This is a genomic window from Snuella sedimenti, assembly GCF_016428595.1.
GTDB lineage: Bacteria > Bacteroidota > Bacteroidia > Flavobacteriales > Flavobacteriaceae > Snuella > Snuella sedimenti.
In genome coordinates, this window is record NZ_JAELVQ010000002.1 from 189,604 (window position 1) to 204,805 (window position 15,202).

The following is a 15,202-nucleotide window of genomic DNA, read 5'->3' on the forward strand; positions in this document are numbered from 1 at the left end:
CTTATTTTATAATTTGTTAAAGTTTACCGTTATTTGGCAGGTGTTTTATTGAAATCAACACCTTGACTTTGTGTTTTTACGACAGTTAGATCTACATCAAAAAGTTTAGCATAAAATAAATCGAAGGCAATATATGCCGCTAAATACTTATCCTTAATAGCGAATCTATAGTTGGACTGTAGTGGGGGAGCAAAAAGTTTGGGACTCATACTATTGGTCTCAAGAAGAGCGTTAAGTGTGGTTTTTAAATCTTTGTTTTCAATGTTGCTAGCGATACATTTAAATAACGGACTATAGTAGTTTAAATTACTTTTGGTATTACCAACCTGCCATAAATCTGTATCTTCTTTTAGGATGTTAAATACTTCTAGGGTGTGATCAGAGACCAGTTCATTAAATTTTACCCTGTTGTATTGCGAGTTACGAACAAATTGAGCGTAAGCAGTTGTTAAGCTTTGCTTATTGTTGTTTTTACCATAAAAGCTTAGGATATCATTTTCGAAGGAAAATAAAGCTTCATTATATAATTTAGATTTGGTGTCACCACAGCTAAGTACGGTACTTTTATCGGCATATTTGTATTCCGATAATGTGTTTTGTTGTTTACAATTAAATAGTGTGAAAATTAATAAAGCTGCAATAAATTTAATTTTTGTGTTCATTTTAATGTTCTTTTTTTAATCGTTCTTGTTCAAGCTTTTCTGCTAAGCGTTTTTCTATAATAGGTTCAATTAAGGTTTTTCGTCGATGTATCTTCACAAACGGATAGAGTTCCAATGTTTCTTTTACTTTATCTTGTTTGTTAGGGTGTTTATTGGTGCCTAGTAATATCTCTTCACCAGCATCAAACAGTTGTTGTTCTTTAGCTGCACTTTCTTTTATTTTCCGTTGAATGGTGCCAGATTTAAGCTGTTTTAAAAAACCGCCATTAGCCTCTATTTCCTTAAATAAATCCAATGCTTTTTCTGCTAATTGCCGAGTTATGGTTTCTATATAATAGGCTCCGTCAGGCGGATTGTTAACTTTGTCGAAATAACTTTCGTGTTTTAAAATGAGCAGTTGATTACGGGCAATACGTTCACTAAATATATTGTCTTTGCGATATATGGTATCGTAAGGTAAATTACATATAGTATTAGCACCACCTAGTATGGCACTCATACTTTCCGTTGTGGTACGCAGCATATTGGTGTTAGAGTCGTAGAGCGTTTTGTTTCGTTTTGTTGGATAGGCAATAATATGGCAATCTGAAACTATGCTGTACTCTCTAGCCAGTGTCTTCCACAAGAGGCGTAATGCCCTTAGCTTAGCTATTTCGAAGAAATAATTAGAGCCTATCGACACATTAAATAGCATTGCAGTAGATCGTAAAGCCTTTTTAGCTTTACTGTCCAACTGGTTTAGGTATTCGTTAGCATGGGCCAAAGCGTAAGCCAGTTGCTGTACTATATTTGCACCCGCATTCTGATAAAGCGTTGTGTCTACAGTAATATAGGTTTGTGACTTTGAAATATTATTTAAAAAGTAATTAGTAAATAGTTCAAAATCTTTATTCAAATTATAAAACCAATTGCCATTTCTAGCCAAATGACCAATACTATCCGTTAAGATATAGATACCAGCTTTTGCAGGGATTGCATGAATTGTTTTAATGTATGCTTCCGACAAAAATTGGAGTTGAAGGTAGATTCGAGTGGTATCAAGGTTTATGTCTTTAAGAAGCTCTTTAATAGCAATCTCCTTAGACGGAACTATAAATTTAATACTTTCGACACCATCTTTAATGGCATTAACGGCTTTAAGGTTTGATGCGGAAGTATTGGCGACAAAGATAGACTGACAAACAAGCCATTGTGTTGCTTTTGTACTGGAAACCTTTGGGAGGTCATGAAGGTCATCGGCGTGATAAAACGGTTTTACGGCAATGCCTTCATTCGATTCCCAAACAAGGGTACTATTGTAATCGGCACCGTCGAGATCGAACTGGATTTTTTGTTTCCATTGCTTGGACGAAACAGGATTAAATTCTTTGAACAAAAGTTTAGTCATCTAGTTTGTTTTTTAAACTGTCTTCGTATTCGATGATGTATATTTCTTCGTTATCCCTTTTCATATAATATTCTTCACGCGCAAACTTTTCCAGGCCTTCTTCTGTACTTAATTTTTTTATGGCCTTATTGTCTTTTTCAATTTCACGTTTGTAATATTCCTTTTCGGCTTCAAGTGCTTCAATTTCATTATTTAATTCATTGTGAATGAGCCAGGAATTAGCATCAAAAAACAACATCCAAATAATAAAAATAACCAGGATAATAACAAATATGTTTTTAAATGGTTTTAAAAAATTACGCTTATTTTTTATTTTAAACAATGTCATTATAATCTTTCATTTATGATGGTACGAACAATATCAATGGCAACGGTATTGTATTTGTTATTGGGTATAATTATATCGGCATACTGTTTCATTGGTTCAATGAACTGATCGTGCATGGGTTTTAATGTTGTTTGATAGCGTGTAAGCACTTCGTTAACATCTCTTCCGCGTTCTGAAATATCCCTTTTTAATCTTCTTATCAAGCGCTCATCGGTATCGGCATGAACGAATATTTTAATATCGAATAAGGCTCTTAATTCCGGATTTGTAAGGATTAAAATACCTTCGACAATCATAACTTTCCTAGGTTTTGTTAGTAAGGTGTCGCCCGTTCTGTTGTGATCTATAAAAGAATAAACCGGTTGTTGGATTGGGGTATTGTTTCTTAAGTCTTTTAGGTGTGTGGTTAGCAGGTCAAAATCAATGGATCTGGGGTGGTCAAAATTAATATTAGTACGTTCTTCCTTGGTTAAGTGTGTTGTGTCTTTGTAATAGGAATCTTGGGAAATAACACCCACTTCGCCATCGGGAAGTTCGTTTAAAATTTGATTAACAACGGTTGTTTTACCACAACCGGTACCTCCAGCAATTCCAATAATGAGCATGCGTGTTAAGTTTAGTTCATCATACAAATTTAGTTAAAATGAGGCATCCAGTTAAGAACGATTAAATTATTTCTTGATTTTTGCTACTTCTTCTTTAGTAACGATCGAATCATTTTTATTACCCCAACTGTTATTGATATAGTTCATAACGTCGGCTATTTCGTCATCATAGAGACCTAATGGAGCCATTAAACCATTATAGGTTTTACCATTAACAACAATTTCTCCTTTTAAACCGTATTTAAGCCCTTTTATACTAGTAGTTCTATTTTTAATTAGATAATCTGATTTTGCGAGAGGGGGATAAATGTTTTCTACACCTTCACCCGAAGGTAAATGACAGGTAACACAAAAATCGGTGTAGATGTCTTTCCCTCTTTCAATACTTTCTTTTAAAGGATCTTGTTGGTCAATATTTATAAAACTTAACGTTATTAAAGAAACAAGCAGGACTAATAATGGAGGTTTCATATGTTTAAATTTTAGTAATTAATTGATTTTATTGTAATTATAAAATTAAGAACGTGTGCAACCACTCCTTACACTCGTTCTCTCATTAAAAAAATTAAACATTTCCTTTTGTGAAGTAATTTTTAAAATTTCTTAATGTTCGTTTCATACGTTTAAATTTTGATAATTCATTTGATTTTATATTAATTATAAAATTGAGAACGTATGCAATCGCTACGCTCTCACATTAAAAATTTTAAACATTCACTATTGTGAAAAGATGCTTAAATTTTATTAATGTTCGTTTCATGTGTTTGTATTGAACTCATCTTCATGAGTTCATTTATTGTTTTTAAACGGTTTCATGTAGCCCCCATAAAATCATATCGTTGTGTGCCGATATTTTTAATCAGGGGTGTTTCATTTGTTTATAAATGGATTTATGGTTTTATATGCGGTTTTTAAATTATACTTAAAAAGATGAAGAGAATGCGTATTAATTGTTAGGGACAATTTTTACAATACCTTTTCCTTCTACCCCTACATAAATATACCCATCAGGGCCTTGCACAACATTTCTAACGCGCCCTATATCCTCTAACAGCTTTTCACGCTTCACCACCTTATTATCTTTAAGTACGAGTCGTTCAAGATATTTAAATTTTAAGGAGCCCACTAAGAGGTTGCCTTTCCATTGCGGGTATTTGTCAGATGCTACGAACGTCATGCCGCAAGGCGCGATTGAAGGTGTCCAGTGAAAAAGCGGTTGTTCCATACCTTCTTTTTCTGTAATATCAGTAAAAGAGGTGCCATTGTAATTGATGCCATAAGAGATAACGGGCCATCCAAAATTTTTAGCTTTTTGAATAATATTAATTTCATCGCCTCCTTGGGGACCATGTTCGTGTTCCCACATTTCTCCTGTTTCAGGGTGTTTAATTAAACCTTGCGGATTACGATGACCATAGCTGTAGATCGCTTTTTTTGCATTGGGCATATTAACAAAAGGATTGTCTTTGGGTATGCTGCCATCGTCATGAAGTCTGTATATTTTTCCACAATCTTTTGTGATGTCCTGCGGATTTTCGTCTCGGTTACCTCTATCGCCTATAGAAAAGTATAAGTAACCTTGGTTATCGAATTCAATACGCGATCCAAAATGTTGGCCTTTTCTTGTATTGGGAGTGCCTTTATAAATTATTTGTTGCTCTTTTAAGGTGGTATCTTTTAGTTTAGCACGCATAATTGCCGTGTTGGCACCTTCACCTTCGCCCTCAGGAGAAGAAAACGATAGGTAAAGCCATCCGTTGTTTGTATAGTCGGGATGTAACTCGATATCCAATAGACCTCCTTGTCCGCGATTAACAATGGTAGGAGTGCCTGCGATATTGATTTTCTTGCCATTTTTAAAATGAATGATCTCACCCGATTTTTCTGTAATAAGCATACTGCCATCGGGAAGAAATACCAAGCCCCAGGGAATGTTAAGGTCGGGGACAATCATTTCGGTAGTGTAGTCTATTGCATTTGGCGTCTCTGCTTTTATCTCAGACTCCGACTGCTGGGCACAAGAAAAGCATGCTAAAAGTATGGCTGTTAAAAAGGATACCGTCTGTTTCATTATTTCCGTATGTTATTTATAAAAATGTTGTAAATCTTGTTCGATAATCGAGAGTTAAATGCTCTTAGGTTTGTTTCCAAATCAAAAGTTTTTACTATAAGTACCTTGTAGCTTACCGTGAGGTAGTTTATTTCAGATTTAAAGATATATCAAAAGATGTAATTAATTTCAATTCCTGTATAATAATTTCGGGGATTTCCAGGATAGTAGTATCTGGGAGCGTTTCCGTTAAACCCTTGTGCATTGATTAAAATTTGTGATGCATACTTTGTATTGAACAGGTTGTTGATCCCAAAAAACGTATTCAGTTTTAAAGATTTGTTTATAGCTTTATTATAACTGAATTTTAAATGGGTAAGGTTGTATTTTTTTGTAAATATGCTGTTGCTATCTGTGATTGGCATGGAGCCAACGTGTTGAAAATTGATAGTGCCGTAAAAGTTGGTATTAACTTTTGTATCCATGCCGAGGTTTAGAATATTAGAAGGAACCCCTGTTAGTTTATTTCCTGAATAGTCGTTAGTGTCGTCTATAAATTGTTTAAAGTTAAAATCGTTGTATGTATAGTTTAAGAAGGTTTGTAGTAATAGGGTCTTGCTAACTAATAATTTATAGTTAAGGTTTAATTCGAGGCCGTCATGTTGTGTACGGCCAGCATTAACCCCAATATATTCGTCTTCACTGGTTCTTTTAGCTACCAATAGGTTTTTAACATCCAATCGATAAATCGCGAGATTATAAAATAATCGATTGTTTAATAATTGACCTCGTGAACCTAGCTCGAAGTTCCATCCGGTTTCAGGTTTCAACTGCGTGTTTATTTGTCCGTTGGGTAGAAGGGCTTCGTTAAGGGAGATAGGAGAGAAGCCATGATTTATGTTGGCATAAATGCTAATATGTTTTGAAAGTTGGTGGATAACCCCGAATTTGGGAGACCACATATCTTTGAATTTGAAAGTTCCGGATTGATCTGGATTGGTTTCTGAAGCTTTAAACCTGTCATTTAAATCATACGATGTTTTATTGTAATTAATCCCAGCCGATAGGTTTGTCTTGTTGGAAAGTTCATAGTTGGTTTCAACGAAGATGTTATAATATTGTCGTTTTTCCTTGAAATCGGATAAACGATTGCCTTGCACACTGCCTGTTCCTTCTGGAAAGTCTTTATACAAATTTTCGAAGGTGCCCGATTTATGGGTGTCTCTAAAGAATTCGCTTCCTAATGTCCAATTAAGCGTGTTTTTAAATAGTTTGTTGTTGCCTATAAGTCGAAATCGGGAACCGAGGGCAAACGAGTTTTCGGTTAAGATGTTAAAGGGTCTGGGTTCGTAGGCTTTTTTATAGGTAGTAAAGATGCTAGTGATAAGTTTTAGGTTCTTATTTGATTGATGGTTCCAAGTAGTTCCAAAAAGGCCTCTTTGAGTGTCTTCATAACCTTTAGACTGTTCCCAAGTATAGGCAGCAGATTGTGGGGTGTTATTATATGATGTTTCGTCTATGGAGCTAGGAATGAACGCCTTTAAATCAATATAACTTGCAAGGAACAATAAGTCATTTTTTTTGTTAAAATGGTGATTGGAATTTATAGTAATAGTTTGTTTGTTGTAGTCGTTATTTTCACGGTAACCGTCACTATGGGTATGACTGTAAACAGCTCTGAAACCATTTTTGGAGGTTCCATGATTAATATTGACCATTTCTTTTGCTAACCTAAACGAACCTACTGAAAACTGGCTTTTAATGCTTGATTGGTTAAGATACGTGCTTTGCGGTACAATATTAATAGTCCCTCCTAATCCAGAACCATAAATGGTTGAAGCCCCTTTTAGGATATGGATGCGGGCCATAGCTCCAAGTTCAAAATCCTCTATATTTGTTTCACCTGTGCCAGTAGTTAATGGTATATCCTTATAGTAGGCTTTTATTTTTGCAGTACCAAATAAGTTCCTGGAGCCAATACCTCTTATAGTAATTCTGTTCGTATTTAAAGCACCAGATTGCATAAAAATACCTGGGGCCCTATTTAATACCGAAGCTATGTTTATATCATTTCCCCGTGTTATATCCTGGTTTGAAATAATGCTTATCGTCGAACTCGCCTTTTTTAAGGTTTTTGGAAGTTGGTTTGTATTGACTATAACTTCAGAGAGATTGGAAGGGCTAATGCTTAACTGTATTACATGATATTTGTTGTTAGCTAAATTCAAAATTCTTTTGGAGTAGCCTTCTTTTTCAAATAAATATGTGCCAGCTTTAAGGAGTTCAAATATACCGTAGGTGTTAGAAGTAAATTCGCTTTTATCACTAACATTTGTAATGGAGACATTTGTAATAGGAATTCCACTGTCACTATCTATAACTTTTCCCTTTATTGTTGATTGTCCGAAGCTTGAAAAAACAAGACATACACTAAATAAAAAGAGGTAACTGATTTTTATAATGAGCACTTGATTTAAGATGTATTTTTAAAGGTCTAAATTAATTGTTTTTAATGTCTTATTGAGTGTTTAAAATAATAAATGAAATTTTTAGGATTAATTTAAATTGAAAAAGAAAAAAAAGGTATATTTGCAGCCTGTTACAGTAGGCTATATTTTGTTTAGTTTAATAAAGTAAGTTATACTGTTTATGGGGTGTAGCACCTCGATTTCGCTCGGTATAAACTCCGCTCGGGCGGGCTACTAAGGTAGTTTAATGTTGGAGTTTGTTAATTTTTTATTGAATATTGCAGTATTTATACTGTCTTCGGGGTGTAGCGTAGCCCGGTCATCGCGCCTGCTTTGGGAGCAGGAGGTCGCAGGTTCGAATCCTGCCACCCCGACTTTTTAAGAAATCAATTAGTAATAAAAACTTGGTAATCGTATGATTATCAAGTTTTTGTCGTTTTAAGACTATCATTTAAATTGAATAAACCCTTTATGTGTTCAACTATAGGTGCTACCTAAAATAACTAATCTTATCATCCTTATCTAAATGATGATTGTCGGTTTTTTAGCTGCATTCCAAATAGTAAAAATAGAATGACATCGGTTTTGTCTCCTATTTTTTTGCGAATAATTTCGAAGGCTCTACTCATATGCATTTCTACCGTTCTCACAGTAATTTTTTGATATTCAGCTATCTCTATATAAGTTAATCCTTCTAGCTTACCCATGGTAAAAACCGATTTACATTTTGGAGGGAGATTTTCAATTTCTTGTTTTACCAGTTCAATTAGGTTATTTATTTCTGAAACTCTATCTTCCTGTACTATTGCTTTAAGCTGCTTTATATGTTCTTCTTCCAGAGGCGTTAAGAGTTTAATTTTTCTATAATGATCTATAAACTCATTATATACAGATCGATATAGAAAATTATTGATGTTATAACCTGAATTCAATTTTTGGCGTTGCTCCCAAACTTTAAAAAAAACATTTTGAACTATATCTTGAGCAGTATAGTGGTCCTTAGTCAGGCCTCTGGCATAGACACATAACTTATTATGGTAAGTATTCATTAAATAAACAAAGGCACTTTCCTCTCCTTTTTTAAGGTTTTTAATAAGATTTTCATTGTTTAAATAAGAACTGTTCAACTGTAAATAGAATTAATATGAGTTAAAAGATGTGGTAAACTTAAAAAAAATATCGTAAAATATATGTGGTATTAAAAAAATCATACGTATTAATTAGTAACAGATATAATTATGAACGAGAAAATAAAAACTATTTGTATAAAATATTTGATGTATGACGCCGATATTGAAGAATTGGAAATTTTAGAAAACTGGCTCAAAAAATCGAAAAACAAACAACTGTTTGCTAATTATTTAAAGATTAATTATGCTATGGATATAAATATAAATCCATTTGATACAGAAAAATCTATAAATGACTTTTTAGAAAGCATAAGAAATGAACAGAGAAATTCTAAAAAGCTTAGATTAATGAGGGTTTTTAGGTATGCCGCTGCAGCAATTGTCATTGGAATATTCGCTACAGCTTATTTCTTTAATGATGATTTGTTTGGCAAATCCAATGAAGATATTCCAAAAATCACAAATCAAGATATTATCTTACCTGGGACGGATAGGGCAACATTAACCTTAGAAGACGGATCTCAAATTGTATTGCAAAAAGGGAAGTCTATTCAAACCGATAATGCCAATAGTAATGGTGAAACACTAATATATGAAGCCAGATCAAGTATAACAGATGAGATCGTATATCATGATTTAAATATTCCGAGAGGCGGACAGTATTATGTTGAATTATCAGATGGAACAAAAGTTTGGCTCAATTCCGAAACACATTTAAAGTACCCAACTAGTTTTATTAAAGGAAAATCCCGTGAGGTTCAACTTGTATATGGAGAAGCCTATTTTGAAGTGTCACCAAGTACGGAGCATAATGGCTCAAAATTCAAAGTTCACAGCCCTTCACAAGAAGTGGAGGTCTATGGTACGGAGTTCAATATAAAAGCTTATAAGGACGAATCTGTTACCTATACCACTTTGGTAGGCGGAAAGGTAGGTGTTAACGTTAATGGTGTTAAACAAAATTTAGTTCCAAGCCAGCAACTAAGTTATGATACAGGCACAGAGCAGGTAAAAGTATCCGTTGTAGATGTTTATAGTGAAATATCATGGAAAGACGGTATTTTTAGCTTTGAAGACAAATCACTTCAAGACATTATGAAAGTTTTATCCAGATGGTACGATATGGAAGTTGTTTTTGAAAATGAAAAAATCAAAAATGAAGAGTTTTTTGGTCTATTAAGAAAAGATCAAAAGATTGAGAAAATAATAGCCACAATTAAGGAATATGGAATTATAAAAGATTATGAATTTAAAGATAAAATACTTATGATTAAATAAACCAAAAATATAAAAGGGACCGAAGTCAAACATTTGACGGTGCGTAAACTTCGTCCCTTCTACCATATTAATTAAATCAATGTCTAACTAATACAACGCTAAATTATGAAATTTAATTTTACTATTTATCGTTTTCTACTACGAAAACGGCTTTTACTCATTATTATGAGAACCTTTATCATTCTATTTTGTACTACTGTTTTTAGTTTTACAACTAATAGTTCCTTTTCTCAAACCTTAATATCTATTGAGAAGGACCAGTATGCTTCAGTTAATCAGGTTTTTAGGATTATTAAAAAGCAAACGCATTATGCTTTTATCATTCCTAAGAAACTGTTTAAAAACACGCCAAAGATTCAATTAAAAAAAGGAGAAATTGAATTAGGCAAACTGTTAAAACAGAGTCTTGGGTCGAATAGCTTGAATTTTGATATTTCGGATGATATGACAATTACTATTAGGGAAAATCAACCGATAAACAATGAAGCGACAAAAGCACAAAAAACGGAGGTTAATGGCATAGTGACCGATCAAAATGGACAACCCTTACCTGGAGCGAATATTTTAGAAAAGGGAACTACAAATGGTACGCAGACAGATTTTGATGGGAAGTTTTCTATTAAAGTTAACAGTGAAAATGCAACATTAGTGGTGTCCTACCTTGGTTTTGCCACTGATGAGATAAGTTTGAATGGACAAACAACACTCACAGTTGCCTTACAAGAAGACACTTCTTCATTAGAAGAGGTGGTAGTCGTGGGGTATGGTACCATTGCAAAGAAGGATATAACAGGATCTATAGCAACAATCAAATCAGATGCTATTACAGAAAGGAGTACAACAAATGTTTCGAATGCATTACAAGGATCTGTTGCGGGACTTAGAGTAACGAGATCAAGTTCTTCTCCAGGAGCAGGGAATACTATTCGAATAAGAGGAAATACAACACTTCAAGGGAGCAATGATCCATTAGTGCTTATCGATGATGTTCCAGGAAGCATTAATGACGTAACCCCCGATCAGGTTGAAAGTATATCGGTATTAAAAGACGCAGCTGCGGCTGCTATTTATGGATCTAGAGCGGCAGCAGGTGTTATTATTATAACAACAAAGCGAGCTAAAGAAGGTGTTTTCAGGTTTAGTTATAGTGGCGATTATTTTATTAATACACCTACTAAAGAACGTGAATATGTGGGGGCTCTGCAATACTTGCAAATGGATAATGAGAAGTCCTGGAACGATGATGGAAATGGCAGTGATTTATACCCTATTTGGTCTGAAGACAGAATAAATAAATACATTACAGGAGAGGCAGCACAAGATAGAAATGAATATCCGGACACCGATTGGGCAGGTCTTATTTTAAAGAAAAATTCAACAGGATACAGGCATAATATTAACATTTCTGGAGGTACTGAAAAATTAAAATCAAATGTTTTTGTAGGTTATGAATATCAAAATGCATTATATAACCATAGAGATTGGAGCCGTGTATCAGCAAGGATAAATAATGATTTTAAAATTACGGATAAATTTGGTGCTGTTGCTGATATCAATTTTAGATTGCAGAAAACGAATAATCCTATTGTTAATCCAATTGGAGAAGCTTTGCAATCAGGACCTATTTATCCTGCTTTATGGGAAGACGGAAGATATGCAGAAGGAAAGAGTGGGGCTAACATTTATCTGCGTTATAAAGAAGGTGGGTTTTCAAAAAGTAACCAGTACCTTTTTACCGGGCGAATAGGACTATATTACAAACCAATAGAGGATTTAAAATTCACATTAAATGTAACCCCCACGGCATCCTTCAATAAAGGAAAATCATTTTCAAAAGAGGTTAGGTATTGGGATGTAGACGATCCAGATCAGTTAGGGTCTGGAACTCTTATACCTGGGCAAACTGTAAATAGGCTATCTGAATCCAGATCTGATTTTACGGCTGTAACATTACAAGCCTTAGTAAATTATGATAAGTCTTTTGGTAAGCACGGAGTAAAAGTTCTTGGTGGTTTTGAAGAAAGAGGATCAAAAAGTGAAAATTTAGGAGTGCTAGGGGACCGGTTTGTAAGTCCAGATTTCCCATATTTAAACCAAGCTACCACGGGCGAAATATTTAATAATGGTACTAGTATATCTGAACTGGCCTATTCTTCTCTCTTCGGAAGAGTTAATTATAGCTTTGATAATAAATATTATGTGTCAGCAGCGATAAGGCGAGATGGCTCTTCCAGGTTTGGAAGTGATTATAGATGGGGTACTTTTCCTTCTGTCTCTGCCGCATGGACGGTTTCCAACGAAGAATTTATGAAATCCTTTGCATCGCCTATCTCTTATTTAAAACTGAAAGGCTCTTATGGCGAGCTAGGAAATGACAGGTTGGGTAATTACTTGTATTTAACCTTGTTGCAAATTCAAAATACGTTAATCGCCAATGGGTCAAGTGTAGAGGAAGTTAGGGCTTTGTCTCAGCTTTATCTTACAACTCCTAATGTTAGATGGGAAACAACAGCGACTAAGAATATTGGATTAGATCTTGGGCTATTTAATGACAAATTATCTATAGAAGCCGAATATTTTGTTAAAGAAACAAAAGATATGTTGCTAAGTCTTAGTGTTCCAGATTTAGTGGGTTTTGAAGACCCGGTGGTGAATGTAGGAAGTATGACAACTAAAGGTTGGGAATTAACAACATCATGGAGTGATACTATCGGAGATGATTTTAATTATGCTATTTCGTTTAATATCTCAGATGCTGAGTCTATTATTGGTGATATTAATGGTAAACGCCTTTTTAGCGGCGCTACATTGTCAGAAGAAGGTCACGAATTTCAAGAATTTTATGGTTTGCAATCAGACGGCTTTTTTCAAACCCAAGAAGAAGTAGACAATTCGCCAGTTACAAATGCTTCTGTTAGGCCTGGAGATGTTAAATATAAAGACCTAAGTGGGCCTGATGGTGAACCCGATGGTGTTATTAACGATTTGGATAGAACATTTTTAGGAAGCTCTGCACCAAGGTACATTTATGGCGGAAGAATTAACATGGCATATAAAGGATTCGATCTAGGCGTAGCCTTTCAAGGCGTTGGCAAACAAAATTTTTATTTATCCCAAACTTTTGTTCAACCATTTCGTGCCTCTTGGCTTTCACCTAGCAAGGAATATGCTAGTAGTTACTGGAGTGTAAATAATACGGCAGAAGTTAATCAAAATGTAAAATATCCAAGACTTTCCGAAACCTCTGCCGGCAATAATTATAGGTTTTCAGATTTTTGGTTAAAAAATGGGGCCTATTTAAGAATTAAAACCATAGCACTAGGTTATACTTTGCCTAAAAGTCCTCTTGAAAAAGTAGGGTTAACAAACCTTAGGTTATCTATTACAGGTAATGATTTATTTACTTTTGATAAGCTTCCTAATGGTGTAGACCCAGAACAATCTTCAGGAACAGGTTATTTTTTAACGAAATCTTTCGTTGTAGGGTTAAAAGCTAATTTTTAAAGATTAAAAATATGAAAAAACAGATATATAAAATAGCGTTTTTACTACTACTAATAGTAAATTCTTGTACAGAGTTAGATTTAGTGCCATTAGATGCACCAACAACAGCTCCTTTTATTAGTAAAATCCAGTTTAGAGAAGGGTTGAATGAAGGTTACAGGTTGTTTCAGTGGGAAAAGGATGAGTCTGCCAACGGCGTCGATGACGATTTTCAACGAAGAGATGCTTTAGATGGTATAAAAGCAGGAACCATAAGTGCTGAAGATGGTCGGGCTGCAGGAAGGTGGAAAGATAAATACAAAGGTATTTCAAGACTAATATCAGTTAAAAAGCAAATTGAAAACCAAAATGGGACTTTATCAGATAGTGAGGCCAAGACTTTTTTAGGAGAAGCTAACTTTTTTATCGCCTCTTTTTGGAGTTATTTAATAACGCATTATGGTGATGTGCCCTTTTTTGAAGAAGAATTAACAGTAGATGAAGCTTTTGAAATTGGTAGAACAAACAAAACAGAGATTCTACAAAAAATATACGCATATTACGATAACGCTATAGCAAATCTGCCAGTATCTTATTCTGGATTTCAATATGCTACTAAAGGAGCGGCTATGGCTATGAAGGCTAGAATTGCACTGTATATGGGAGATCATGAAATTGCGGCAGAAGCCGCTCAAGATTGTATGGATTTAAATGAGTATGCATTGCATCCAGACTATGGAGAATTATTCCTTTCTGGGACCAAAACATCTGATGAATTGATATTCTATATTCCTAGAAGTGATGCCTTAGGTGTAAACAGAAATGACAATTTACCAGATTTTATACCAAGAATTCATGGTGGTTGGGGAGCTAAACAACCTACTTGGGAGCTGCTAGCATCTTATGAGTGTGTTGACGGATTGCCTATAGATGAGTCTCCTTTATTTGATCCTCGAAATCCTTTCAAAAATAGAGATCCAAGATGTTTGGCGACTATTGTGCCATTTGGTTCTTTAGAAGACGGCGACGGATTGTTGCCAAGTGATGGTTCTAATTTTATGAGTATAGAATATACACCGCATCCAGAAAGATTAGAAGTATTTGATTATAATACAGGGCAAATGAGGTATAATCACGATACAAGAAGTAATAAAACTTTTGCTTCTTATAATGGATTGCTATGGAAAAAATTTATTGATGAAACATGGAAAGCGCCGAGAACAGCAGAAAACAATCATATAGTTATAAGATATGCCGATGTGTTGTTAATGTACGCCGAGTCAAAAATAGAGTTAGACGAGATTGACGCCAGTGTGCTTGCTGCTATTAATGAAGTTAGGGACAGAGCTTATGCCGGTTCAAATTATTCTAATCCGGCAGTTACAACAACAGATCAGGCAAAGCTAAGGTATATAGTAAGAAATGAAAGACGCGCAGAGTTTGCAAACGAAGGGCTAAGGTATATGGACCTTATAAGATGGAGGCTAGCAGAGAAAGCTTTAACGGGACATACTTATGGAATGGCAAATATAGGCACTATCATTGAAGACGTGGTAGAACCCGGATTATGGTTTTGGGGCATGACACCGCAACTGGACGAAGACGGTATAGCCAATTTTGATCCTTTGGTGGAAGCTGGTTTGGCAAGAACCTTAAACGAAACAAATTTTCCGGTACGTCAATACTTATGGCCGATTCCCTCTTCAGATGCACTTTTAAATCCAAATTTAGGGCAGAACGAAGGGTATTAAAATAGTTAAAATTTTGAGTTAGTTATTTGATCTTTTTAATGTTGAAAATTTCCCGAAAAG

General features: G+C 34.7%; 11 protein-coding genes and 1 tRNA gene. 4 read left to right on the forward strand and 8 right to left on the reverse strand.

The window, feature by feature from the left end:
- Positions 1 to 29 precede the first annotated feature (29 nt).
- From JF259_RS02665 to JF259_RS02695, 7 genes are all read right to left on the reverse strand, one after another.
- Positions 30 to 662, reverse strand: a complete 633-nt coding sequence (locus JF259_RS02665) for a hypothetical protein (RefSeq protein ID WP_199113030.1) — start codon at positions 660 to 662, stop codon at positions 30 to 32.
- Between the two features lies 1 nt (position 663).
- Entirely contained in the window at positions 664 to 2,049 is a 1,386-nt protein-coding gene (locus tag JF259_RS02670) for a methylmalonyl-CoA mutase subunit beta (RefSeq protein WP_199113032.1), read from the reverse strand.
- Positions 2,042 to 2,377, reverse strand: coding sequence for an FtsB family cell division protein (locus JF259_RS02675; protein WP_199113034.1), 336 nt, complete (start codon positions 2,375 to 2,377; stop codon positions 2,042 to 2,044). Before JF259_RS02675 ends, JF259_RS02670 begins: the two co-directional genes overlap by 8 nt.
- A complete protein-coding gene (udk, locus tag JF259_RS02680; protein WP_199113036.1) occupies positions 2,377 to 2,982 on the reverse strand; it encodes a uridine kinase in 606 nt (201 codons plus the stop codon). The genes JF259_RS02675 and udk overlap by 1 nt, the downstream gene beginning before the upstream one ends.
- A 66-nt stretch (positions 2,983 to 3,048) precedes the next feature.
- The gene (locus JF259_RS02685; RefSeq protein ID WP_199113038.1) at positions 3,049 to 3,453 is read right to left on the reverse strand and encodes a c-type cytochrome; all 405 of its coding nucleotides are present in this window, start codon (positions 3,451 to 3,453) and stop codon (positions 3,049 to 3,051) included.
- Positions 3,454 to 3,928: 475 nt separating this feature from the next.
- A complete protein-coding gene (locus JF259_RS02690; RefSeq protein ID WP_199113040.1) occupies positions 3,929 to 5,053 on the reverse strand; it encodes a PQQ-dependent sugar dehydrogenase in 1,125 nt (374 codons plus the stop codon).
- 149 nt (positions 5,054 to 5,202) lie between these two features.
- Positions 5,203 to 7,500 carry a TonB-dependent receptor family protein gene (locus JF259_RS02695; protein WP_317192055.1) on the reverse strand — a complete coding sequence of 766 codons (2,298 nt, stop codon included), beginning with the start codon at positions 7,498 to 7,500 and terminating at the stop codon, positions 5,203 to 5,205.
- A gap of 299 nt (positions 7,501 to 7,799) precedes the next feature.
- On the opposite strand from JF259_RS02695, the gene JF259_RS02700 reads away from it, so the two are divergent.
- A tRNA-Pro gene (locus JF259_RS02700) sits at positions 7,800 to 7,874 on the forward strand.
- 144 nt (positions 7,875 to 8,018) lie between these two features.
- Here JF259_RS02700 and JF259_RS02705 read toward each other — a convergent pair.
- Entirely contained in the window at positions 8,019 to 8,627 is a 609-nt protein-coding gene (locus tag JF259_RS02705; RefSeq protein WP_199113042.1) for an RNA polymerase sigma factor, read from the reverse strand.
- A 111-nt stretch (positions 8,628 to 8,738) separates the two neighbouring features.
- Here JF259_RS02705 and JF259_RS02710 point away from each other — a divergent pair, with 111 nt between their 5' ends.
- The 3 genes from JF259_RS02710 (at position 8,739) to JF259_RS02720 (ending at position 15,142) form a co-directional block, all read left to right on the forward strand.
- Positions 8,739 to 9,908: a FecR family protein gene (locus JF259_RS02710; RefSeq protein WP_199113044.1), complete on the forward strand. Its 1,170-nt coding sequence runs from the start codon at positions 8,739 to 8,741 to the stop codon at positions 9,906 to 9,908.
- A 165-nt stretch (positions 9,909 to 10,073) separates the two neighbouring features.
- Positions 10,074 to 13,412, forward strand: coding sequence for a SusC/RagA family TonB-linked outer membrane protein (locus JF259_RS02715; RefSeq protein ID WP_199113045.1), 3,339 nt, complete (start codon positions 10,074 to 10,076; stop codon positions 13,410 to 13,412).
- Positions 13,413 to 13,423: 11 nt separating this feature from the next.
- Complete coding sequence (locus JF259_RS02720; RefSeq protein ID WP_199113047.1) at positions 13,424 to 15,142, forward strand: RagB/SusD family nutrient uptake outer membrane protein; 1,719 nt, start codon at positions 13,424 to 13,426, stop codon at positions 15,140 to 15,142.
- Positions 15,143 to 15,202: the final 60 nt, after the last annotated feature.

Excerpts from the sequence above, each read along its gene's own strand:
- JF259_RS02665 (WP_199113030.1), bottom strand. The coding sequence starts at position 662 with ATGAACACAAAAATTAAATTTATTGCAGCTTTATTAATTTTCACACTA.
- JF259_RS02670 (WP_199113032.1), bottom strand. The coding sequence starts at position 2,049 with ATGACTAAACTTTTGTTCAAAGAATTTAATCCTGTTTCGTCCAAGCAA.
- JF259_RS02675 (WP_199113034.1), bottom strand. The coding sequence starts at position 2,377 with ATGACATTGTTTAAAATAAAAAATAAGCGTAATTTTTTAAAACCATTT.
- udk (WP_199113036.1), bottom strand. The coding sequence starts at position 2,982 with ATGCTCATTATTGGAATTGCTGGAGGTACCGGTTGTGGTAAAACAACC.
- JF259_RS02685 (WP_199113038.1), bottom strand. The coding sequence starts at position 3,453 with ATGAAACCTCCATTATTAGTCCTGCTTGTTTCTTTAATAACGTTAAGT.
- JF259_RS02690 (WP_199113040.1), bottom strand. The coding sequence starts at position 5,053 with ATGAAACAGACGGTATCCTTTTTAACAGCCATACTTTTAGCATGCTTT.
- JF259_RS02710 (WP_199113044.1), top strand. The coding sequence starts at position 8,739 with ATGAACGAGAAAATAAAAACTATTTGTATAAAATATTTGATGTATGAC.
- JF259_RS02715 (WP_199113045.1), top strand. The coding sequence starts at position 10,074 with ATGAGAACCTTTATCATTCTATTTTGTACTACTGTTTTTAGTTTTACA.
- JF259_RS02720 (WP_199113047.1), top strand. The coding sequence starts at position 13,424 with ATGAAAAAACAGATATATAAAATAGCGTTTTTACTACTACTAATAGTA.